Annotated in this window: 23 protein-coding genes; 20 read left to right on the top strand and 3 right to left on the bottom strand. The window is 33.5% G+C overall.

The features are described from left to right. Nucleotides 1–61: 61 nt before the first annotated feature. From LJ207_RS05450 to LJ207_RS05485, 8 genes are read left to right on the top strand one after another with little or no spacing between them, the layout of a single operon-like run. On the top strand, nt 62–751 hold the full coding sequence (locus LJ207_RS05450) for a zinc metallopeptidase (protein ID WP_229344876.1): 690 nt from the start codon (nt 62–64) through the stop codon (nt 749–751). A 1-nt stretch (nt 752) separates the two neighbouring features. Beyond that, nucleotides 753–2,093, top strand: coding sequence for a 16S rRNA (cytosine(967)-C(5))-methyltransferase RsmB (rsmB, locus tag LJ207_RS05455; RefSeq protein ID WP_229344877.1), 1,341 nt, complete (start codon nt 753–755; stop codon nt 2,091–2,093). Nucleotides 2,094–2,098: 5 nt separating this feature from the next. Further along, the gene (gene rlmN / locus LJ207_RS05460; RefSeq protein WP_229344879.1) at nt 2,099–3,142 is read left to right on the top strand and encodes a dual-specificity RNA methyltransferase RlmN; all 1,044 of its coding nucleotides are present in this window, start codon (nt 2,099–2,101) and stop codon (nt 3,140–3,142) included. A gap of 11 nt (nt 3,143–3,153) precedes the next feature. Next, complete coding sequence (locus LJ207_RS05465) at nt 3,154–3,873, top strand: Stp1/IreP family PP2C-type Ser/Thr phosphatase (protein ID WP_229344881.1); 720 nt, start codon at nt 3,154–3,156, stop codon at nt 3,871–3,873. Between the two features lie 30 nt (nt 3,874–3,903). Continuing rightward, on the top strand, nt 3,904–5,898 hold the full coding sequence (pknB, locus tag LJ207_RS05470) for a Stk1 family PASTA domain-containing Ser/Thr kinase (RefSeq protein ID WP_229344882.1): 1,995 nt from the start codon (nt 3,904–3,906) through the stop codon (nt 5,896–5,898). A gap of 8 nt (nt 5,899–5,906) precedes the next feature. Beyond that, nucleotides 5,907–6,767 (top strand): ribosome small subunit-dependent GTPase A, encoded by an 861-nt coding sequence (gene rsgA, locus LJ207_RS05475; protein ID WP_229344884.1) that lies wholly within the window; start codon nt 5,907–5,909, stop codon nt 6,765–6,767. Beyond that, nucleotides 6,767–7,423, top strand: coding sequence for a ribulose-phosphate 3-epimerase (rpe, locus tag LJ207_RS05480; protein WP_229344885.1), 657 nt, complete (start codon nt 6,767–6,769; stop codon nt 7,421–7,423). The genes rsgA and rpe overlap by 1 nt, the downstream gene beginning before the upstream one ends. Next, a complete protein-coding gene (locus LJ207_RS05485; RefSeq protein WP_229344887.1) occupies nt 7,416–8,072 on the top strand; it encodes a thiamine diphosphokinase in 657 nt (218 codons plus the stop codon). Before rpe ends, LJ207_RS05485 begins: the two co-directional genes overlap by 8 nt. A 61-nt stretch (nt 8,073–8,133) precedes the next feature. Here the strand turns inward: LJ207_RS05485 and rpmB are convergent, their stop codons facing one another. Then, nucleotides 8,134–8,364, bottom strand: a complete 231-nt coding sequence (rpmB, locus tag LJ207_RS05490) for a 50S ribosomal protein L28 (protein ID WP_013406072.1) — start codon at nt 8,362–8,364, stop codon at nt 8,134–8,136. 310 nt (nt 8,365–8,674) lie between these two features. Between rpmB and LJ207_RS05495 the strand changes: the two genes are divergently transcribed. From LJ207_RS05495 to tilS, 9 genes are read left to right on the top strand one after another with little or no spacing between them, the layout of a single operon-like run. Next, nucleotides 8,675–9,037: an Asp23/Gls24 family envelope stress response protein gene (locus LJ207_RS05495; protein ID WP_229344889.1), complete on the top strand. Its 363-nt coding sequence runs from the start codon at nt 8,675–8,677 to the stop codon at nt 9,035–9,037. Beyond that, nucleotides 9,027–10,790, top strand: coding sequence for a DAK2 domain-containing protein (locus LJ207_RS05500; RefSeq protein WP_229344891.1), 1,764 nt, complete (start codon nt 9,027–9,029; stop codon nt 10,788–10,790). The genes LJ207_RS05495 and LJ207_RS05500 overlap by 11 nt, the downstream gene beginning before the upstream one ends. A gap of 18 nt (nt 10,791–10,808) precedes the next feature. Next, entirely contained in the window at nt 10,809–11,684 is an 876-nt protein-coding gene (locus LJ207_RS05505) for a DegV family protein (protein ID WP_229344892.1), read from the top strand. Beyond that, a complete protein-coding gene (recG, locus tag LJ207_RS05510) occupies nt 11,681–13,738 on the top strand; it encodes an ATP-dependent DNA helicase RecG (RefSeq protein ID WP_229344894.1) in 2,058 nt (685 codons plus the stop codon). Before LJ207_RS05505 ends, recG begins: the two co-directional genes overlap by 4 nt. Before the next feature lie 26 nt (nt 13,739–13,764). Continuing rightward, nucleotides 13,765–14,304, top strand: coding sequence for a 16S rRNA (guanine(966)-N(2))-methyltransferase RsmD (gene rsmD, locus LJ207_RS05515; protein WP_229344895.1), 540 nt, complete (start codon nt 13,765–13,767; stop codon nt 14,302–14,304). Between the two features lie 12 nt (nt 14,305–14,316). Beyond that, entirely contained in the window at nt 14,317–14,802 is a 486-nt protein-coding gene (gene coaD / locus LJ207_RS05520) for a pantetheine-phosphate adenylyltransferase (RefSeq protein WP_229344897.1), read from the top strand. 35 nt (nt 14,803–14,837) lie between these two features. Beyond that, nucleotides 14,838–15,776: a 1,4-dihydroxy-2-naphthoate polyprenyltransferase gene (locus tag LJ207_RS05525; protein WP_255666772.1), complete on the top strand. Its 939-nt coding sequence runs from the start codon at nt 14,838–14,840 to the stop codon at nt 15,774–15,776. A gap of 21 nt (nt 15,777–15,797) precedes the next feature. Beyond that, complete coding sequence (locus tag LJ207_RS05530) at nt 15,798–16,175, top strand: YccF domain-containing protein (protein WP_229344899.1); 378 nt, start codon at nt 15,798–15,800, stop codon at nt 16,173–16,175. Nucleotides 16,176–16,190: 15 nt separating this feature from the next. Next, nucleotides 16,191–16,958, top strand: a complete 768-nt coding sequence (gene tilS, locus LJ207_RS05535) for a tRNA lysidine(34) synthetase TilS (RefSeq protein WP_229344900.1) — start codon at nt 16,191–16,193, stop codon at nt 16,956–16,958. Between the two features lie 81 nt (nt 16,959–17,039). On the opposite strand, the gene LJ207_RS05540 is transcribed toward tilS, so the two are convergent. Then, a complete protein-coding gene (locus tag LJ207_RS05540) occupies nt 17,040–18,581 on the bottom strand; it encodes a Na+/H+ antiporter NhaC family protein (protein WP_229344902.1) in 1,542 nt (513 codons plus the stop codon). A 288-nt stretch (nt 18,582–18,869) separates the two neighbouring features. On the opposite strand from LJ207_RS05540, the gene LJ207_RS05545 reads away from it, so the two are divergent. The 3 genes from LJ207_RS05545 (at nt 18,870) to LJ207_RS05560 (ending at nt 20,660) form a co-directional block, all read left to right on the top strand. Then, nucleotides 18,870–19,184 (top strand): patatin-like phospholipase family protein, encoded by a 315-nt coding sequence (locus tag LJ207_RS05545; RefSeq protein ID WP_229344903.1) that lies wholly within the window; start codon nt 18,870–18,872, stop codon nt 19,182–19,184. A 290-nt stretch (nt 19,185–19,474) separates the two neighbouring features. Then, nucleotides 19,475–19,657, top strand: coding sequence for a hypothetical protein (locus LJ207_RS05555; RefSeq protein ID WP_229344905.1), 183 nt, complete (start codon nt 19,475–19,477; stop codon nt 19,655–19,657). Further along, on the top strand, nt 19,650–20,660 hold the full coding sequence (locus LJ207_RS05560) for a PDZ domain-containing protein (protein ID WP_229344907.1): 1,011 nt from the start codon (nt 19,650–19,652) through the stop codon (nt 20,658–20,660). The genes LJ207_RS05555 and LJ207_RS05560 overlap by 8 nt, the downstream gene beginning before the upstream one ends. Nucleotide 20,661: 1 nt before the next feature. Here LJ207_RS05560 and LJ207_RS05565 read toward each other — a convergent pair whose 3' ends face one another. Beyond that, nucleotides 20,662–21,948 (bottom strand): tRNA(Met) cytidine acetate ligase, encoded by a 1,287-nt coding sequence (locus LJ207_RS05565; protein WP_229344908.1) that lies wholly within the window; start codon nt 21,946–21,948, stop codon nt 20,662–20,664. Between the last annotated feature and the right edge of the window lie 13 nt (nt 21,949–21,961).

A 21,961-nucleotide genomic window follows, 5' to 3' on the forward strand; every position in this document is an offset into this window, starting at 1 on the left:
TATTTCAATTTAATTATAATATCTGATACAATGGTAAAAGATATTAGGGAGGGATTTATAGATGTATCCATTTTTCTTTGATCCAACAATGATAATCATAATACCTGCACTATTAATTGCAGTTTATGCACAATATAAAGTTAAAAGTACCTTCAATCAATATAGTGAAATTTATAGTGAATCTGGATTAACAGGTGCAGAAGCAGCTAGAAAAATAATGCAAAATAAAAATATTAAGGGAGTAAATATTAAAAAAACAAGTGGTAATTTAACTGATCATTATGATCCTGAAAATAAAGTTTTGAATTTATCGCAAAATGTTTATTCAAGCAGCTCAATAGCAGCTATTGGAGTTGCTGCTCATGAAGCTGGTCATGCTCTCCAGGATGCCGAAGCATATAAACCACTGTCACTTAGGGCTTCTTTAGTGCCAGCAGCTAATTTAGGTTCAAGCTTGGGCCTCCCAATGGCTATTTTTGGTTTTTTCATCAGAGCAGACTTTTTGATTTTAACAGGTTTTGTGCTTTTTTCAGCAGCATTTTTATTTCATTTAGTGACATTACCTGTAGAGTTTAATGCCAGCAATAGAGCTATTGCTCAGTTGCAGACAAATAGCTATTTGAGTGCTGAAGAAATTAAAGGTGCTAAAAAAGTACTGAGAGCAGCAGCTTTTACCTATGTGGCTGCAACTCTTGTTGCCTTAGCAAATCTATTAAGAATTTTAGTGCTTTTCGGTCTGGGTAGAGATTAAAATGGAAAATCTAAGAAGCCAAATTATTAAAGCTCTTGCCAGAATCGAAAAAGGAAGTTATTCTACTCTTTTACTGGGTTCTTATTTAAAAGAAATAAGTGATCAGCGGGATAAAAACTTATTTACCGAAATATTCTATGGAGTAATCAGGCACAAGTTGTATTTAGATTATATAATTAAACATTTTTCTAATAGAAGTTTAGAAAAAATGGATAAAGAAGTACTGCTGGGGCTGAGAGTTGGGATTTATCAGCTCCTTTTTCTTGATAAAATTCCAGCCAGGGCTGCTATTTATGAGAGTGTAGAAGCCGTAAAATTACTGCTCAATAAGAAAGGAGCAGTAGCCTTTGTCAATGGAATTTTAAGGAATGTAAATAGAAAAAAAGCAGAACTTCTCGTAATTGATAGGGAGAAATCACCACTTAGACATTTTTCAATTCATTATTCTTATCCAGAATGGATGGTTAAAAGATTTATTGAACAATATGGAATTGAAACAGCAGAAAAAATTATCAAGGCCGGTAACAAAAGAGCAGAGGTGATTTACCGCCATAACTCTTTAAAAATGTCCAAAGAGGAATTTTTAGCAAGCCTTGAGAAAGAAGGCTTTAAGTTCAAAGAAAGTTTTGTCCCGGGCTTTTATAATCTTTTAAATGCAAGCAATCCTGTTGATACAGAAGTTTTCAAAAAGGGTGGAGCCTATATACAGGGGACTTCAGCCGGCTTAGCTTCTTTATTACTTGAGCCTAAAAAGAATATGGATGTACTTGACCTGGCAGCAGCACCAGGGGGTAAAACAACCCATTTAGCTATGCTGATGGAAAATACAGGTCAGATCAAGGCTTTAGATATTAATCCCACTCGATTAAAGCTAATTAGAGAAAATTTGCAGAGACTGGGAGTAAGCAATGTGAGTTTAGAAGCAGCAGATGCTGCAGAATATCAAAGTGAGAAAAAATATGATAGGATCTTAGCAGATCTGCCCTGTTCAGGTTTGGGATTAATTTCTGCAAAACCTGAAATAAAGTGGCAGAAAAAAGAAGAAGACATTAAAAAAATGGCTGAGTTACAGTATAGAATCTTAACTAATAATATCGATAAACTTAAGAATGAAGGACTGCTGCTTTATTCAACCTGTACACTGACAAGAGAAGAAAATCAACTTTTAATCGATAAAATACTGGCTGAAAATAGTTCTTTAGAATTGTTAGATTTAAGTGAAAAAGTGAAGAAAATAACAGGATTAGAAATAAAAAGCAATGCTTATCTAGAAATATTACCTGGTTTAGTTGATTCAGAAGGATTTTTCTATGCACTGCTAAAAAAACGGAGCGTGAATTAATATTTATGAAGGATTTAAAGGAATTAAAAAGAAATGAATTAATAAGAGAACTAAAAGAAGCTGGCTTTCCAGCTTATCGTGGGGAACAGCTTTTTAACTGGTTATATAAAAATGGTGTTTCTCAAACCGAGCAAATGAAAAATATCCCCCAAGAACTTAAAGAATACTTAAATAAGAATTATGAGATTACCGATCTTAAAACAAAGGCTAAAAGTCAAGCTGTAGATGGGACAATTAAATATCTCTGGGAACTTAAAGATGGTGAAAATATCGAAGGAGTATATTTGCCTTTTCCCGAGTCTGCCCGACACAGTGCCTGTATATCAACTCAGGTAGGCTGTGGTTTAGGCTGTTCTTTTTGTGCTACAGGAATCAATGGCTTAGAAAGAAATTTAACAACTGCTGAAATAATTGACCAGGTATTAAAAATTCAGGCTGATATCAGTGGAGATCAATTTGCAAAACCTCGTTTAAGTAATGTTGTATTTATGGGGATGGGTGAACCATTAGCTAATTTTGAAAATTTAATGAAAGCAGTTGAAATAATCAATGCAGATAATGGTTTGAATATTGGGATGAGAAAGATGACCATTTCTACTGCTGGCTTGGTTCCAGAGATCAAGAAATTGGCCGAGAGAAATGACCAGATCGGTTTAGCTGTTTCCCTTCATGCACCCAATGATAGATTAAGAAATAAAATTATGCCTATTAATAGAAAATATAATTTAAATCAATTATTAACTGCAGTTATAGATTATATTGAAAAAACTGGAAGAAGGGTTACCTTTGAGTATGTATTAATGGATAGTGTTAATGATAGTCCTGAGCTGGCTGTACAGTTGGTAAATTTATTAAGGGGTATTAACTGTCATGTTAATTTGATCCCGGCTAATCCTGTACCTGAACTTAATATCAAAAAACCTGTTCAAAAGGTTATAGATAGCTTTTATAATACTTTAGATAACAATGGTATTCAGGTCAGCTTAAGAAAAGAAATGGGGACTCAAATCGATGCAGCCTGTGGACAATTAAAAAGACAAAAGAGCTAAGGAGGAAATACATGCGCTTTAAAGCTGTAAGTGATATAGGGAAAATAAGAGCTGCAAATGAAGATAACTATTATCATGATCAATCAATACCCTTTTTTATGGTTGCTGATGGTATGGGTGGTCATGCAGCAGGAGAAGTAGCAAGTAAAATTGCTGTGGAAGTTTGTTCTGCATATGAATTAGATACAAACAATCCCATCAAATCTCTTGAAAATTTAACAAAAAAGATTAACGAAAATATTATTAAAACAAGTCAAGCAGAGCAAAAACATGCTGGGATGGGAACTACTTTTTCAGCTGTTTTTATTGAAGAAAACACTCTTTTTTATGTGAATTTAGGTGACAGTAGAGTCTATATTTTCCGCAGTTCAGAAGGCAGATTAAATAAGATTTCTAAAGATCACTCCCTTGTTGCTCAAATGCTGCGGGATGGTAAAATAACTAAAGAAGAAGCATTTAACCATCCTCAAAAAAATATTGTTACTCAGGCCTTAGGCCTGCAAAAAGAGCTGGATATTGACAGTGGTAAGGAAACTCTCAATGATGAAGATATAGTCTTATTGGCTACAGATGGATTAACAGATATGCTGAGGAATGGCGAATTAGAAAAGATAATCACAGCTCATAAGAATAATTTTGAAAAATTAGCTGATAAACTTTTAGATAAAGCATTAAACTATGGTGGAAGAGACAATATTACTTTTATTATTCTCAGCCGTGATAATAATTAATTACCTTTCAAGGATAATTGAGGTGAACTTATGCAGGGTAAGATTTTAAATAATAGATACAAAATAATAGAAGAAATTGGTCGAGGTGGAATGGCAATAGTATATTCAGCTAGAGATACTTTGCTGCAGAGAACTGTTGCCTTAAAAATGCTGCGGCCAGAATATAGTTCTGATAGTGATTTTAAAGAAAAGTTCCATCAGGAAGCAAGAGCTGTAGCTAAATTATCCCATCCTAATGTTGTAAGTATTTATGATATTGTAGTTGATGATGAGAAAATATATTTAGTTATGGAAATAGTTGAAGGAAAAACCTTAAAAGATCTGATCAAAGAGAGAGGAAAGCTCTCAATAGTTGAAGCTTTAGAATTTGCCGGTCAAATTGCGGCTGCTCTTTCTATAGCCCATGGTAATCAGATTGTCCACTGTGATATCAAACCTCACAATATTATTTTAACTGAAGATATGGAGGTAAAAATAACCGATTTTGGGATTTCAAGGGCTGTTAATTCCTCTACTGTTAGAGTAACTGATACAGTAGTGGGTAGTGCTCATTATTTCTCACCTGAACAGGCAAAAGGAGGAGAAATAAAGGCTTATTCTGATATTTATTCGCTCGGGATAGTCTTATATGAAATGATCACCGGGGAACTCCCTTTTAAAGGGCAAAGCCCAATTTCTGTTGCTTTAAAACATATTCAAGAAGAACCCATTAAACCATCAGAAATAGATAATGAGATACCCAAAGCTGTCAATGATCTCATCATGAAAGCGATGGCCAAAGATCCAGCAGATAGATTTAATAATGCCAGGGAAATGCGGCATAGAATTACTCATATTTTAAAAAATTTAAAACATCATTCCTTTGCCAGTGATATTAATGAAAATGAATCCAGTGCTGATGAAACAAAAATCATGAAAAAATCTGATTTCAATTTTGAAGAAATAGCTAAGAATTCCAAAGAAGAAAATAAGACTAAAAATAATAAAAAAGCTAAGTCAGAAAAAGCAAAGTCAAATCAGGAAAAGCAAAAGCAGAAAAATAAAAATGATGATCAAGAAAGTGAATCATTATTAAAAAGCATAGGCAGTATCATTGCCCTGATTGTGGTTTTAGGGGCATTATTTGTCGGGGGAGGACTGTACTTTTTTAGAAGTTATACTGATGTTCCTGTAGTTGAGGTGCCTGATGTGGAAGGAAAATCTATAAGTGAAGCAAGATCATTAGCTTCAGAACAGGGTTTAAGTTTAAGAGAAGCTGAAGAAAGGGTATATAGTGATGAGATTGCCGAAGATCATATTGTAAGTCAACAGCCTGCAGGAGGTTCAAGAGTCAAACAGAGCCGCCCTATAAATATCACTGTTAGTCAAGGTTCAAGGTTAATAGAACTGCCTAATTTTGTTGATAAAACACTGCGGGAAAGCTTAATCGAATTAGAAAATTTATCTCTCAAAAGTGGGAATATCCAATATATTTTTAGACTTTCAGTTGAACCGGGGACAGTAATCAATCAAATACCTGCTGCTGGAGCAGAAGTAGAAAGTGGAAGTGAAATAACCCTTTTTGTCAGCAGAGGTGAAAGAGATATGTCTGTAAGGATGCCTGATTTAACCGGTTTAAAACAGCCAGAAGCTTTTGAACTTCTCAGAGAAAGTGGTTTAAATATTGGTAATGTAAGGGTTGAAGAATCAAATCGTTTTGTTGATGGCCAGGTAATATCTCAAAGTGTTAGGGCAGGTGAATTTTTGCCCAGGGGAATCGCCGTTGATTTTGTGATTAGTCGTGGTTCTGTGACCAGCATCGATCAGGAAGATTATCATCTCAACAGAATTAATGTCAATGTGACAGGAAGTGAAAATAAAGAGGTGAAAATTGTTGTGATCGATGATAATGGAGAAGATGAAGTCTATAAAGCTATTCATCAGCCAGGAGAAAATGTGGTCAGAGATATCAGGAGTCAAGGGGAAACAGAAATAAGAATTTATTTTGATGATCAATTAATCAAAAGAGAAAAAATTGGGGGTTAAATAATTAGATGCAGGGAATTTTAACTAAATTAATTGGTGGGTTTTTCTTTGTTGCAGATAGTGAAAAAAATATTTATAAGTGCAGTATTAGGGGTAGAATTCAGGAAACAATTTATCCTGGAGATTATGTAGAAATAAATAAAGAAGAGCTTACTATAGAGGATTTTTATCCCCGCAAAAATTTGTTAAAAAGACCCAAAATAGCCAATGTAGATCAGGTTATAATAATGCATTCTCTAAAAAAGCCAGAATTTAAAGCTTCATTACTTGATAGATTTTTATTATTAGTCGAGAGTTCTGGTTTTGAACCATTAATAGTTATTAATAAAATTGAACTTGCTGATGATGATTATAAAAGTCAATTTGAGGATTATAAAAAAGCAGGCTATCAACTTCATTTTATAAGTGTCAAAGAAGAACTTAATTTTGAACCTTTATTAAAAAAATTAGATAAAAAAGTTAATGTCTTAACAGGGCCATCTGGGGTTGGAAAATCCTCTTTTTTAAACAAAATAATTAAAGATGCTGATTTAAAAACAGCCTCAGTCAGCAAAAAACTAAAAAAAGGTGTACATACAACTAGAATGGTTGAGCTTTTATCACTAGAAAATAAAGGCTGGATTGCTGATACTCCAGGTTTTTCTTCGATGTCTAAAATTGATCTAGAGATTGAAGCTGAGAATTTATCCTGGTACTTCCCTGAGATTGCTCAATTTAATAACAGCTGTCGTTTTAATGGCTGTAGTCATATTCATGAGCCAGGCTGTAAGGTTAAAGAAAAAATAGAATCTGGTGAGATATCTAAAAAAAGATATGATAATTATAAAGAGATCTATTCAGAATTAAAAGAGAAGGAGATTAGATACTAATGAAAACAGAATTTGCACCCTCTTTACTTTCAGCTGATTTTAGTCAGCTAAAAGAAGAATTGAAATCTGTCAAAGATTCAGATTATCTACATTTTGATGTGATGGATGGGGTTTATGTGCCTAATATTACTTTTGGGCCAGCTCTGATTAAAGCCTTAAGACCTCATTCTGATTTGCCATTTGATACCCATTTAATGATTACAAAACCTGAGCGCTATATAGAAGAATTTGCTGAAGCAGGTTCAGATATTTTAACAGTTCATCTAGAAGCTACCGAACATGTCCATCGGGCTATTCAGATGATCAAAGATCTGGGCATCAAAGCTGGTTGTTCTCTTAATCCTGCAACTCCACTTGAAGGCTTGAAATATTTACTTCCAGATTTGGATCAGGTATTAATTATGTCTGTAAATCCGGGTTTTGGTGGTCAGAAATATATACCTCAAATAACAGAAAAAATTAAAAGTTTAGCAAAAATTATAAAAGAAAATAATTATGACTGTAAAATAGAGGTGGATGGTGGAATTAAAACTCATAATTTGAAAAAAATAGTGGATGCTGGAGCAGATATTATTGTAGCTGGCTCTGCAATTTTTGGTCAAAAAGATCCAGCTGCCGCTTTAGCAGAAATGAGGAGAATTGCAGAAAATGGCTGATCAAAAAGCACTATTAGTTTTAAATGGGGAGCTAGATTTAAATAAAGAAGAGATAAAAGAGCTGATCAAAAGCAATCAGATAAATTATATAATTGCAGTTGATGGTGGAGCAGATAAACTCAAAGATTCAGCTATAAATCCTAATCTGATAATAGGGGATCTGGATTCAATTTCAGTTAAAACTAAAGAATTTTTTGCCAAGCAGGGTGTGGAAATAAAAAAATATCCTGTAGAAAAAGATCAGACTGATAGTGAGTTAGCAGTTGATTATTGTCTTGATAAAGCTCTCAATGAGGTATTTTTAATTGCTGCTTTGGGGGGAAGAATAGATCAGGAGCTGGCAAATTTAAATTTGTTAGAATATATAAGCTCTAATCAGCTTAAAGCTAAAATAATTGCTAAAAATATTGAGATTGCTTTGATAACAGATAGCAAAAAATTTAAAGAGAAAGAAAATTATCGGCTTTCTTTAATCCCTCAGACTAAAACTGTAGAAAATGTATCTATTCAGGGCTGTAAATATAATTTAGAAAACAAAAATTTATTCAGACATAAAACACGGGGTATAAGTAATTTGATTACCGAAAAAGAAGCAGAAGTTTCTCTGCAAAAAGGCTCATTACTATATATATTAGAGAAATTAAAATAATATTAAAGGGAGTTCAGCAAAATTAAAGCTGTTAACTCCCTTTTTTAAATACTATATAATTTTAATAGGCTCGCTCAACTTTACCTGATTTAAGACATTGAGTACAAACCTTGATTCTTTTTGGTGAACCATCAACAATTGCTTTAACCTTTTGTAAGTTAGGACGCTGTGTTCTTTTGGAACGACTTGTTATATTACGTCCTACTCCACCTTTTTTCTTAGCTTTACCACGTCTTTGGATGCTGGTAGCTTTATTACCACCTTTTCCACATATATCGCAGACTCTAGACATAGAACAAACACCTCCTCTCACTAAGCTCTCTTTTTTAACTAATAGATAACTTAGCACTAGCATATCGAAAAACAAGACAAAATTTGTGTCAGATTATATTTTAACATAAACAAACGCTTATTAGCAAGTAAAAGCAAGAACTTCTGGTTTTAATTTAAATAATTAATAACAATTTTTAGTACTAATTATTAAAAAGGCAGGAAAGTTTATTTTTATCTTGAAATAATAAATAAATGAGGCTAAATTATTTGTGCTTGCATAGGTGCTCTTTATAAGATAAAATAATTATGTATGAAAAGAGGTGTAAAGGATGGAAAAAGAATTAAAAAATGATTTTGGTAAAATTTTAATTGACGAAGAAGTAATAGCAAAAACTGCCGGGATAGCTGTAATGGAATGTTATGGTTTGGTTGGTATGTCTTCACGTGGTATGCAGGATGGACTTGCAGACCTCTTGGGATTGGATAATATTAGTAAAGGTGTTGGGGTTGAAATAGAAAAAGAAAAAGTCCACCTTGACCTTAATATTATTGTAGAATATGGAACAAACATTCATGAAGTGGCTCATAATGTAATGGAAAGAGTAAGATATACAGTAGAAAATAAACTAGGATTAGATGATATTACAATAGATGTTAATGTTAGGGGAGTGAGAGTTGGGGATGACAAATAATGATAAACAACAGGAATTAAAAACTATAGACTCAGAAAATTTTAGGGATATGATTATTGCAGCCTTAAATTGGCTGCAGCAGCAAAAATCTTTTATTGATTCATTAAATGTCTTCCCTGTTCCTGATGGTGATACCGGAACAAATATGTTCTTAACCTTTAAGGAGGCTGCAGCAGCTCTGGAAAACAATGATTCAAATAGTTGTTCAGATTTGGCTCAATCACTTTCTAAAGGTGCCTTAATGGGAGCAAGGGGTAATTCAGGTGTTATTTTATCTCAGTTAATTAGGGGTTTTTCTCAATCTTTAAAAGGGAAAAAAAAGATTAGGGCCAAAGATCTGGCCCAGGCTTTAAATAAAGCTTCAGAGGTTGCCTATCATGGGGTCTTAAAGCCTGTGGAAGGGACAATCCTAACTGTAGCAAGAGAAGCTGCTGAGCAGGCTTTAAAAACGGTTGAAGACACAAAGGATATTTTTGCCCTGATGGAAGCAACAATTGAAGAAGCAGAAGAATCACTGGCAAGAACCCCGGAATTATTAGATGTTCTAAAAGAGGCAGAAGTGGTTGATGCTGGTGGTCAGGGTTATGTATCGATTTTAAAGGGGATGTTAAGGGGGCTTAAAGGTGAAGAAATCGATTATGAGGCTGCTAAAAAAGAATTAAGAACCCAAAAATCAACAGTGGCTGAAGATATTAAATTCACCTATTGCACCCAGCTTTTGATTGAAGTTGATACACGTAATAAAAAAATTGATAGGATGATTTCTAAAATCAAGCATGATATGCAGAGTTATGGTGACTCTATTATGGTTGTTGGTGATGATGATATTATTAAAATTCATGTCCATACCAATCATCCGGGTGTACTTTTAGAATATGGGCTCAAAAAAGGTAAAGTTTTTGATATCAAGATAGATAATATGAAAAAGCAAAATATAGAAAAAGTAGAAAGAGAAAAAGACTCAGATTTTGATCATTCAGAATTCCACTTTGAGGATCAGACTAAAACAGAGGCTGAAGAAAGTGAAGCTGAAATAGTTGAAAGTGATGAAAAAGAGTTAGAAGCAAAGGATAATGGAGATGAAGTTATAGAGGTTTCAAAAAATACAGCTATAATATCGGTTGCTAATGGGGAAGGTATCATTAATATCTTAAAAGAGCTAGGGGTTGACTTTGTAATCGAAGGTGGTCAATCAATGAATCCTTCCACTAATGATTTCGTTCAGGCTGTTGAAAAAATGAATATCGATAATATCATTATCTTACCCAATAATAAAAATATTATTTCTGCAGCAAAACAGGTTTCTGAAGTTAGCAATAAAAATATTGCTATAATTGAAACTAAAAGCATTCCTCAGGCTGTTTCTGCTCTGATGGTTTATGATGATCAATTAAGTCCAGAAGAGTTAAAAAAAGAAATGGAAGCAGAAATTGAATATGTTAAAACTTTAGAAATCACTCAAGCAGTTAAAGATTCTAAGGTAAATGGAATGGAGATAAAAGAAGGAGATTATATAGGCCTTTGTGATGGTGATATTATAGTGACAGCAGAAGAAATTGAAGAAACTGTGATTTCACTATTGGATAAGACAAATGAAGCAGAAGAACTGGTTACTATTTACTATGGTGAGCAAATAACAAAAGAAGAAGCAGAAAAATTAAAAGAGAAAATGCAAGAAAAATATGATTTTGATGAAATAGAAGCATATGAGGGTGGACAGCCGCTTTACCCCTATATTATCTCATTAGAATAAGAATAGGATGTGTTAATTATGATAGCTCTTGTAACAGATAGCACCTGTGATTTACCAAAGGAAACAATGGAGAAATACAATATAGAAGTAGTTCCTTTAACAGTTCACTTTGGTGATGATACCTATTATGACAAAGAGGATCTTAAAATTGAGCAATTCTTTACTCTAATGGAAGGTTCATCTAAACTTCCATCAACTTCTCAACCTTCAGTAGGACTTTTTATGGAGAAATATGAGGCACTTGCAGAAAAATATGATAAGATTATTTCCATCCATATCTCTGGAGCCTTAAGTGGAACCTGTGAGTCAGCCAGGCTTGCAGCTGTTCAGGCTGAAGGGGTTGATGCAGAGGTTGTTGACTCTCGATCTACAAGTACAGGACTTGGCTTTTTGGTGGTTCTTGCTGCCCAAATGATCGAAAATGGCAGAGATGTAGCTGCAATAAAAAACAAAATTATTGAAGAAAGAAAAAATCTAACCATTTATTTTACGGTTAATGAATTAAGCTACCTTGAAAAAGGTGGAAGAATAGGTAAAGCTCAAGCCTTTTTAGGCAGTGTTTTGAATTTCAATCCAATTTTAGAACTTTCTGCAGAAAAAGGTGAAATAACTCCTAAAGAAAAAGTTAGAGGTTATACCAAAACCAATAAAAAATTACTTGAATTAACGATGAATACAATTGCTGAAACAAAGAATTTTAATTTAGGCTATATTTATGGTAAGGATAGTGATAATTACAAGCAGTTTAAAGAATTCATGGAAGCTGAGTTATCTAAAAAAAGTGATTTAAACTATGATATTTTAGAAAATAGAATTGGTGCTGTATTAAGTTCCCATACAGGACCATTAGTTTATGGAATAGTCATCTATAAAGGAGAATTACCTGAGGCATGAATGGTAAATTGTTAGATGAAGTTCAATATATAAAAGGTGTAGGCCCTAAATGGGCCAAAAAGCTTGCCAAATTAAATATAGAAACTGTTCATGATCTGCTTTATTATTTTCCCCGTGAATATAAGGATCGCAGTCAAATATCTGCGATTCGATATGCTCAGGTTGGAGAAGAAGTTACAATTAAAGCAGAGGTAGTTAAGCTTGAATATAAAAAAATCAGGAAAAACTTTGATCTACTCAAGGTTACTTTTTCTGATGATACTGATGTGCTCAATGGCATCTGGTATAATCAGGGCTATCTGCGTGATCTTTTTGAAGAGGGAAAAACTTATCTATTGAGTGGAAAAATTAATGAAAAAACCTGGAAAAAATATAAGCGTAAAGAAATAGATAATCCAGTATTTGAAAAAATAGGCGATAATTCTTCCGTTTTAAATACAGGAAGAATTGTGCCTATTTATTCTTTAACTGAAGGTTTAACCCAGCGCCGTTTAAGAAGGGTTATGGCAAATGCTTTAAAAAAATATGCTTCCCATTTAGAGGATAAATTACCTGATTTTTTGCTTAAAAAATATAATTTTCCTGCCTTAAAAACTTCTATTTTGGGGATGCATTTTCCTAAAAGTGATAAACATCAAAAAATTTCTCGCAAGCGTTTGGCCTTTGAGGAATTCTTTTATTTTCAACTTTATGCTTTAGATCAAAAACAAAAACACAATATTGAAGAAGGAATTAAACATCAGCCAGCAGCAGAAATTGAAACTGCCTTTTTATCAGAACTGGATTTTGAATTAACTGCAGCTCAAAAAAGGGTTTGGCAGGAAATTCGCCGTGATATGGAAAGCAGAGAGTCGATGAGCAGGCTGCTGCAGGGAGATGTAGGTTCAGGAAAAACTATAATTGCAGCTCTTGCTTTTTTAGAAAGTTTAGCCAATGATTTTCAGGGAGTATTTATGGCTCCAACCGAGATATTGGCTGAACAGCATTATTTAAACTTTTTGGAGTTATTTAATAACTTTGATTATCAAATCACCCTTGTGACAGGAAGTTTAAAAAACTCGGAACGCCGAGAAATTGAGGAAAAAATAAGTTCAGGCCAAATTGATTTAATAATTGGCACCCATGCGCTTTTTCAGGAAAGCATTGAATATCAAAAACTGGGCCTTGTTGTTATCGATGAACAGCATCGTTTTGGAGTAGAACAAAGACATAGTTTAAAAGAAAAAGGAGATAACCCTGATCTTTTAATAATGACCGCTACTCCTATTCCCCGTTCTATGGCGATGTTGGTCTATGGTGATTTAGATCTTTCTGTAATCGATGAAATGCCACCAGGTCGGAAAAGGACTGCTACTTTTTGGCGGCGAGAAAACAGGCGAGAAAAGATTTATTCATTTCTTAAAGAAAAAATTAAAGAAGGAAGACAGGCCTATATAGTTTGTCCTTTGATTGAAGCATCAGAAGAAATGCCAGATCTAATCTCTGCAGAAGATTTATATGAAGAATTAAGAACTGGCTTTTTTGCCGAATTTAATTTAGCTCTTTTACACAGTGGGATCAAAGAAGATGAGAAAAAAGAGATTATGCTGCAGTTTCGCAATGGCAAGATTGATATTTTAATCGCTACCACAGTGATTGAGGTTGGGGTTGATGTTAGTAATGCCAGTTTAATGGTCATTGAAAATGCGGAAAGATTTGGACTTGCCCAATTACATCAACTGCGGGGAAGGGTTGGTCGAGGCCGTGATCAGGCTTATTGTATTTTGATTTCAAACCCTCCCGGTGAAGAAGCTGAAAAAAGACTGGAGATAATGACAAAAAGTAGTGATGGTTTTTATATTGCTGAAGAAGATCTTAAAATGCGGGGTCCTGGTGAATTTTTTGGGACCAGACAGCATGGACTTGATGATCTTAAAGTAGGCAGCTTAACTGAAGATCAGGCTCTGCTGGAAAAAGCTAGAGCTGAGGCAATAGCTTTAGTTGAAAGTGATAATTGGCGGCAGCAGTATGAAGAGCTGCTGGAAATCATCGCAAAGATAGATTTAAAAATATAATTTAGATTCTTGGAGGAATTTTTAAAATGAGAGTTATCGCAGGAAGTGCTGGTGGAATTCAATTAAAAAGTATTAAAGGTAGAAATGTTAGACCAACTTTAGATAGGGTTAAAGAATCACTGTTTAGTATGATAGCCTATTATATTGTTGATGCTGTTGTTTTAGACTTATTTGCTGGTTTTGGTAATTTAGGTATAGAAGCTTTAAGCAGAGGGGCTAAAGAAGCAGATTTTGTTGAACTTAAGTCTAAACATTGTGCTTTGATTGAAGAGAACCTGGCAAAATGTAATTTAGCTAAACAAGCTAATGTTTTTAGAAGTGATTTTGATAAATATTTAGAATCAACTGCAAAAAAATATGATCTAATTTTTATGGATCCTCCCTATAAAAAGCAATTAGCTGATCAAGCAGTAGAGCTAATTTTAAAAAATAAGCTCTTAAATAAAAATGCTATTTTAGTTATCGAAAAAGATGCAGAAGAAAAAATAAAAGAGTATCAGGAACTAGAAATAATAAAAAATAGAAGCTATGGAAATACACTAATAGTAATTTATAAATTAATATAAAGGTGTGGTAAAATGATAAATAAGGTTGTCTATCCAGGTAGTTTTGATCCAGTTACAAACGGCCATCTTGATATAGTTGAAAGAGCAGCTAATATGTTTGATCAGGTAGTAGTTGCTGTTTTTTTTAATCCCAATAAAGAACCGATCTTTTCAATGGAAGAAAGGGTAGAAATGCTAGATTTAGCAACCGAGTCTTTTGAAAATGTTACTGTTGATTCTTTTTCTGGTTTAACAACCAAATATGTTCATTCAATTGGTGGAGGTGCAATCCTGAGAGGTTTAAGAGCAGTCTCTGACTTTGAGGGAGAATTTCAAATGGCCTCTATGAACAAACATCTTGATGAAGATATAGAAACAATTTTCTTGATGACAGATACTAAATATGCATTTTTGAGCTCCAGTGTTATTAAAGAGGCAGCTTATTTTGATGGAGATATAAAAGAGTTAGTGCCGAAATTTGTTTATAAAAAATTAAAAGAAAGAATCACCAATAATTAATTTAGCAGAGCTAAAAATTGATAGAGGTGAATATTTTGGATATAAAATCATTTTTAAAACTGGTAGAAATACAAACTAAAGTTGCAAGTATAACACCTTTTATTTTAGCTAATTTATTTTTGCTTTATCAATATGATAGTTTCAACTTTGTGAATTTTAGCTTGTTTTTTCTATCCTTATTAGCAGCGGATATGGGAACTACTGCAGTTAATAATTATCAAGATTTTAAGAGAGCCCAAAAAAAAGAGGGCTATAATTATGAATTACATAATGCAATAGTAAAATATGATTTAAGTGAAAAAACAGTAAAAAAGACAATATTAAGCCTCTTTGGAGCTGCTGTTCTCATAGGTATAGTCCTTTTTTTAAGAACTGATATAGTGGTTCTTTTAATCGGTGCTCTTTCGTTTCTGGTCGGAATAATTTATACATCTGGACCTGTTCCCATTTCTAGAACACCTTTGGGAGAAATATTTTCTGGCCTTTTTATGGGGTTTTTTATTATTTTTTTAGCAATATACATTCATAATCTACAATTATTAAATATTTTTCGCGAATCAAATCAAGTTATTATTGAAATGGTCTATTATGATATTATCAAGATCTTTATTTTTACCTTACCCCTAATTTTAGGGATTTCAAATATTATGTTAGCCAATAATATCTGTGATATAGAAGATGACCTTGCAAATGATCGTTATACCCTGCCAATTTACATAGGTAAGCTTAAAAGTTTAAATTTATTTAAATATCTCTATTATCTCAGTTATTTATCGATTCTCATTTCTGTGATATTAAATATACTGCCTATTTATTCGCTTTTGTCACTGCTGACATTTTTCTTAGTAGAGAAAAATATAAATACTTTTTTTAAAAAACAGAGCAAAAAAGAAACATTTGAACTTGCAGTACAGAACTTTTTAATTATTAATTATGCAACTGCTTTAACATTAATTATTGCTTTAATCTTTTAAGCAAATTAAGGAGAAATTGATATGACATTATTAGGTAATATAATCTGGTTTATTTTTGGTGGTTTTATAGAGGCTGTTTTGTGGGTGTTTTTTGGTATTATATGGTCTATAACAATTATTGGTATACCAGTTGGGAAGCAGTGTTTTAAAATGGCAAAAATGCAGATTGCCCCATTTGGCAAAGAGGTTGTAGAAAAGAAAAGATCTTCATTAGGTATGATTGCAAATATAATTTGGATTATATTTTTTGGCTGGGAGCTTGCCTTAGTAAATCTAATTTCTGCCTTGATTTTTGCTGTGACAATTATTGGGATTCCTTTTGCCAAACAGAGCCTTAAATTAGCCTATTTATCATTAATGCCTTTTGGTAAGGATATTGTTAAAAGTGAAAAGAGGTAGGTGTAAAAAAATAAGATGCAGCTAAGTTTAGAGAGCAGTATAACTGCTGAGATTGTAAAAGCAATTGCAGAATTTAATTTGATTGATGATGGTGACAAAATAGCAGTTGGAGTTTCTGGAGGTAAAGACAGCAGCTTTTTATTATACTGTCTAAAAATATTACAACTTCATTTTAAAATAGATTTTTCTCTGCAAGCCGTTTATGTAGACCCAGGTTTTGAAGATTCAAAAGCAGAGACTAATTTAAGAGATTTTTGCAATGAGTTAAAAGTAGAATTTAAAGTTATTCAGACTAATATCAAAGATTATATTCAAACAGCTTCTAATCCCTGTTCAAAATGTGCTCATTTTCGTAAAGGTGCAGTTATAGAGTATCTAAAGGAGATAAATTACAATAAACTTGCTTTTGGTCATCACCTGGATGATGCTGTAGAAACATTTTTGTTAAGTATTTTTTATTCCGGTCAATTACAGACATTAAAGGCCAATCGCTATTTAAGTGATAATCAGATCACTCTCATCAGACCTCTTATCTATTTAAGAGAGGCCCAGATAATTAAAGAAATTGAAAAAAAGAACTTTAAAATTGCTAAAAGCAGCTGTCCTTATGATGATAATTCTGCCCGTTCAAAAATAAGGGAGGATTTTGAAGCATTTTTTGCAGATGAACAACTATTTGCAAATTTAATCTCAGCTATGAGGGAAAAAGATAAGCTTGAACTTTGGCCGGCAAAAGAGGATTATGATCTTTTAAAAAAGAAGATGCAGAGCTACTGGAAATAATTAACTTTCTTAAGCAAAGATAAAAAACCCTTCTAATCTTTTCAGACTAGAAGGGTCTATTTATTTTATATATTGTTTAGTTTAAATTAGATCTTCTGCTTTTTTACCAAAGATATTAACTATTAGATAAAGCACTATTAATCCTACTGGCAGCAGATAAAAAGCAGAGATACCGAATCCTGCCGGTAAAAAGCCGAATAAAGCAGCTACAATACCAACAGTAAGGGCATAAGGCATCTGAGTCCTTACATGGTCCATATGGTCTACTGCAGAGGCTGTAGAGGACATAATAGTTGTGTCAGAGATAGGTGAACAGTGATCTCCCATAACTGCAGCTGTTAAAACTGCACCGATTGTAGGCAGCATTGGAATAGCTATAGAGTGGGCCAGTGGAATTGCTAAAGGCATTACTATAGCAACTGTACCCCAGGAGCTTCCGATTGTGAAAGCAATAAAGGCAGAAAAAGCAAAAATCATAACAGGAACTATTTCTGGGATAATATTACCTTCCAGCACTGAAACAAGATAGCTAGCGGTTCCCAGGTCATCAGCTATACTACCTATTGACCAGGCTAAAACAAGGATTAAACAGGCTACAAACATCGATTTAGCACCATCTATCCAGCCATCAACTGCTTCTTCTAAGGAAAGGACTTTTTTAGCTAAGGTTAATATTCCAGCAATTAAACTACCACTTACTGCAGCCCAAAGTAAAACAACACTTGCATCTGCATCACCATAAGCCTGCTGAATTGTAACTCCAGCTTCCATACCACCACCACTATACCAGAGACCGATTAGGGTAACTATGATCACCCCAATTATAGGTGCAAAAGAGTTGAAAAAGGTAAAACTTTTACCTTCAGTCTTCTTATATTCTTCAATCTCATCAGAAACCATTGGTGTAGAACCAGGTCTTAATGTTTCACCTGTAGAACGGGCTCTTTTTTCAGCTTCTAACATTGCTCCATAATCTTTGCCAGTAAAAATGATTATTAAGGCAAAGGCCAGGGCCAGCAAACTGTAAAAACGATAGGGAATTGTTTGAATAAAGGTTGTATATGCATTTAATTCTACTCCAATTGTATCAAAGCCATCCCTAATTACTCCAACCTCAAATGCGATCCAGGTTGAAATAGGCACGATACTGGAAACAGCTGCAGCAGTAAGGTCAACGATAAAAGATAGTTTTTCGCGGGAAATTTTCATCTTATCTGTAATCGGCCGCATCGTATTACCCACGATAAGAGTATTTGCATAATCATCAAAGAAAATTAAAATTCCCATTAACCAGGTAGCAAATTGTGTTTTAGCAACTGAATTAGCTCTATCAGCGATATATTCTCCAATTGCCATTATTCCCCCGGATTTATTAATTATTCCGATCATTCCTCCCATGGCAAGCAAGAATAAGATAATACCTGCATTCCAGGGATCAGCAAGTGATGCTAGAACATAATTATCAAAAGTAGCCATAAAAGCTAAGATTGGATTATATGTATTAAGAATAAAAGCTCCAGCAAAAACACCTAAAAATAATGATAAGACTACCTGTTTGCTCCACCAGGCTAATACAATTGCTAAAATCGGTGGAAGTAAAGATATAATACCATAACTGTCCATTTTTAAATAAAACCTCCTTGTTATATTTTTCTATAAACATTAAAATAACCGGCAGTAGAGCCGGAAAAAAGCCAAAATATATTTGTTTAAAGTATATCTCAGCAGCTTAAAACTGTCAAGAAAAACATAAATATTCTAGAATTTTGAAAAAAATTACAACTAAAATTTAGTAAATTTCTTTTTTAAATAAAATACTTGAGGAGGCCAGAAAAAGCAGCAAAGTTTTTTGCATTTTTAGGTCAAGATAATATATAATAAATATGTTGACTAAATTTTGAGGTGAGATAAATGGAAAGTAATAAAGCAAAACTTGGCCTTGCTTTAGGTTCGGGAGGAGCAAGAGGTTTAGCTCATCTTGGTGTCTTAGAAGTTTTTCAAGAGGCTGAGATAAAAATTGATTATCTCAGCGGCTCAAGTATGGGAAGTTTAATTGGAGGATTATATGCCTGTGGTGTACCTTTAAGATATATTAGAGCTTTAGCTGAAGAACTGGATTGGGAACATTTATCAGACTTTACCTTTCCCAGACAGGGATTACTTAAAGGAGATAAACTTTTAAGCTTTTTAAAAATAATGACAAAAAAAAAAAGATTGAAGACTTAAAGATTCCCTTTGCTGCTGTAGCCTGTAATATTGAAAATGGGGAACATGTAATTTTAAAAGAGGGTTCAACTGCAGAAGCTATTCGGGCCAGTACTGCAATCCCGGGAGTTTTTGTTCCCTTTGAAGCTCAAAATCAAAAGTTAATTGATGGTGGAATTATAGATCCACTTCCAGTAAGCAGTTGTTATAATTTAGGAGCAGATATTGTTATAGCGGTTGATGTAGGAATAAAAAAACTGGATAATCCGGCCAATAATATTTTTGATGTTTTATTAAATACCTTTGATATTATGCAGCTTAAATATACACAAAGCAGTGATTGGCAGGTTGAGTTAACAATTGAACCCGAATTAGATAATATTTCTGCCTTTGAACTTGATAAAGCAGCAGCCTGTATAGAAGCAGGTCGAAAGGCAGCAGCTGATTCTTTAGATACTATAAAAAAATTATTAGAGGAAGATATTTATGCCTAAAAATAGAAATAACAAAACAATATCGAAAATTATTGGAATTATATTCATCTTATTTGTGGTAAGCCATTATATTCCAACTCCCTTTCATGTTAATGAAGCTGGTCTCGCTACTGAACTATCAACTGTGATTCAGGTAGAAGCTGGTTATCAAAACGAAGGTGAGTTTTTACTGACTGCAGTCAGAAGTAGAAGGGCTGTTGTCTGGGATTATATTTATATCAACTTATTTCAGCCAGATGATAGGGAATTAGAATTGATGGGTCAACATCTGCCAGAAGATATGGATATGAACGAATATATAAATTTGATGGCGGAAATGATGGAAGAAAGTAAGCTTCAGGCCCAGACAGTTGCTTTTAGAAGAGCTGGTTATGAAGTAACTGTTTCTGGTGAGGGTGCTGAAGTTGTAGAAGTTATGAGAGATGGAAGTGCCTATCAAAATTTAGAAAAGAATGATCTAATAATAGAGATTGATGGGAAAAAAGTTGAGATGGCTGCAGATGCAGTTAATATAATTAGAGACAGGAACATTGGTGATACAGTCAGGCTTAAAGTGTTAAGAGCTGATGAAGAACTAGAATTTGAGCTGGAAACACTTGAACTTGAAGGTAGTGAGGGGAATGCTTCGATTGGAGTTTTAATCAGAAGTAAAGGGCTTGATTATGAAATTCCCCGTCAGGTTGAGTTTGAAACAGATAATATAATTGGTCCCTCAGCGGGAAGTGTTTTTACAATGGAAATCTATAATCAGCTAACTGAAGAAGATATCACCGGTGGAAAAAGGATTGCAGGAACCGGTACAGTTAACCTAGATGGTGAGGTAGGTCGAGTTTCAGGTATAAAATATAAAGTAATAGCAGCTGAAGAAGCAGGGGTTGATATTTTTCTCGTCACAAGTGAAAATTATGAAGAAGCCGCAGCAGCTGCCGTTAATTTAGAGGTGATTGCAGCAGATAGAATAGATGATATAATCGACTATTTAAATAATCTGCTTGAATCATAAATTAGACTTTAATTAATTTCTGGTAATAATCTCTGCCTGATCTTCTCAGTTCAGAGTTTTGATAATGAAGTGAATATAGGTCTGAAGCCAAAATATCATAACTCAAAGATAATTCCAGAGGATCATTACTGTTTAAATTCTTTTCTCTGATTATTTCTGCAGGGTTAATAACTAATTTTAGATTTGATTTTTCCTGGAGTTCTGAGAGTAGATGCTCTTTGGATTTTTTCAGACCCAGCACCCTGATATATTGAGGTGCAGATTGAGTGATGATTTCTAATTTTTCTTCATTTAGATCAAAATAAATTTGCAGCAGCTTTCTTTTGATTCTGCTTTCTGTATAATTTTTACTTTTGATCTTTTTGATGAAATCAGCTGCTCTACCGCTTTTTAAGGCTGAATCTAAGATTCTGTTTTCTAAACCATTTTCAATTCCCGCAAATTCTTTTAACTGGGCAGCATTTAATCTTCTTATTTTATCAATTATTTTTAAATAAAGCATATTCATTTCTTTGTCGGGAATAAAGAGACCTTGTTTGATATCAGCCTTTAAGATTTCCCATGATTTTTTTGGCATTAATTTTCTGCATTTTAAAAGTGCTTGACCTTTTTTTTCGCTTTGAATAATCTCTCTAATCAAGCTTGCACTACCGATGCTTTTTTGGATCTGATTGCTGTAATAGGCTGGTCCTATTCTTTTAATTGTCTTGGCAGTAATTGCTGAATTTAATTTATCTAAAGCTTTAAGATATTCAATTCCTAAGATATTATTGGGGTTTTCTAAAGTCTTTTTAAGTTCTTTTGGCTGATATTTATTTAGTTCAGGGTACAGATGGGCTGAATCCATTAAAGCTCTGCGGCGGGCAGTAGGATAATTATGACCATTATTTAAGTAATCTAAAAGCTTAGCTTTAAAAAAATCATTTTCATTATTAAAAGCTGCAGCAATAGCTTTAAGCAGTTCAATATCTCCACTTTCACTGCCAAAGACTATTGTATCGACTATTTTGCTTTCCTGCAGTGTTTTAACAGAAAAATGGGCAAAATATTCTGCGCTTCTAATACCAAATGCTAAGGGGAGCTCGATTACCAGGTCTGCTCCACAACTTAAGGCCTGTTTGCTTCTTGACCATTTATTTATTAGGGCAGCTTCAGCTCTTTGACTAAAATTGCCATTCATAATAACAATTATATTTTCGCTATCAGTTATTTCTTTACTTTTTTTAAGATGATAAAGATGCCCGTTGTGAAAGGGATTATATTCAGTAATTAAGGCTGTATTACTCATTTTTTAAACACCT

It is taken from the genome of Halanaerobium polyolivorans, assembly GCF_020711195.1.
In the GTDB taxonomy this organism is placed as follows: domain Bacteria; phylum Bacillota; class Halanaerobiia; order Halanaerobiales; family Halanaerobiaceae; genus Halanaerobium; species Halanaerobium polyolivorans.

Bases quoted from the DNA above. Each gene is read 5' to 3' on its own strand.
- LJ207_RS05495 (WP_229344889.1), top strand. From the start codon at position 8,675: ATGGAAAAAGAATTAAAAAATGATTTTGGTAAAATTTTAATTGACGAA.
- LJ207_RS05530 (WP_229344899.1), top strand. From the start codon at position 15,798: ATGACATTATTAGGTAATATAATCTGGTTTATTTTTGGTGGTTTTATA.
- rpmB (WP_013406072.1), bottom strand. From the start codon at position 8,364: ATGTCTAGAGTCTGCGATATATGTGGAAAAGGTGGTAATAAAGCTACC.
- rlmN (WP_229344879.1), top strand. From the start codon at position 2,099: ATGAAGGATTTAAAGGAATTAAAAAGAAATGAATTAATAAGAGAACTA.
- LJ207_RS05485 (WP_229344887.1), top strand. From the start codon at position 7,416: ATGGCTGATCAAAAAGCACTATTAGTTTTAAATGGGGAGCTAGATTTA.
- LJ207_RS05540 (WP_229344902.1), bottom strand. From the start codon at position 18,581: ATGGACAGTTATGGTATTATATCTTTACTTCCACCGATTTTAGCAATT.
- rpe (WP_229344885.1), top strand. From the start codon at position 6,767: ATGAAAACAGAATTTGCACCCTCTTTACTTTCAGCTGATTTTAGTCAG.
- recG (WP_229344894.1), top strand. From the start codon at position 11,681: ATGAATGGTAAATTGTTAGATGAAGTTCAATATATAAAAGGTGTAGGC.
- LJ207_RS05555 (WP_229344905.1), top strand. From the start codon at position 19,475: ATGCAGCTTAAATATACACAAAGCAGTGATTGGCAGGTTGAGTTAACA.
- rsmB (WP_229344877.1), top strand. From the start codon at position 753: ATGGAAAATCTAAGAAGCCAAATTATTAAAGCTCTTGCCAGAATCGAA.
- LJ207_RS05560 (WP_229344907.1), top strand. From the start codon at position 19,650: ATGCCTAAAAATAGAAATAACAAAACAATATCGAAAATTATTGGAATT.
- LJ207_RS05500 (WP_229344891.1), top strand. From the start codon at position 9,027: ATGACAAATAATGATAAACAACAGGAATTAAAAACTATAGACTCAGAA.
- LJ207_RS05465 (WP_229344881.1), top strand. From the start codon at position 3,154: ATGCGCTTTAAAGCTGTAAGTGATATAGGGAAAATAAGAGCTGCAAAT.
- coaD (WP_229344897.1), top strand. From the start codon at position 14,317: ATGATAAATAAGGTTGTCTATCCAGGTAGTTTTGATCCAGTTACAAAC.
- rsmD (WP_229344895.1), top strand. From the start codon at position 13,765: ATGAGAGTTATCGCAGGAAGTGCTGGTGGAATTCAATTAAAAAGTATT.
- rsgA (WP_229344884.1), top strand. From the start codon at position 5,907: ATGCAGGGAATTTTAACTAAATTAATTGGTGGGTTTTTCTTTGTTGCA.
- tilS (WP_229344900.1), top strand. From the start codon at position 16,191: ATGCAGCTAAGTTTAGAGAGCAGTATAACTGCTGAGATTGTAAAAGCA.
- pknB (WP_229344882.1), top strand. From the start codon at position 3,904: ATGCAGGGTAAGATTTTAAATAATAGATACAAAATAATAGAAGAAATT.
- LJ207_RS05505 (WP_229344892.1), top strand. From the start codon at position 10,809: ATGATAGCTCTTGTAACAGATAGCACCTGTGATTTACCAAAGGAAACA.
- LJ207_RS05565 (WP_229344908.1), bottom strand. From the start codon at position 21,948: ATGAGTAATACAGCCTTAATTACTGAATATAATCCCTTTCACAACGGG.
- LJ207_RS05545 (WP_229344903.1), top strand. From the start codon at position 18,870: ATGGAAAGTAATAAAGCAAAACTTGGCCTTGCTTTAGGTTCGGGAGGA.
- LJ207_RS05450 (WP_229344876.1), top strand. From the start codon at position 62: ATGTATCCATTTTTCTTTGATCCAACAATGATAATCATAATACCTGCA.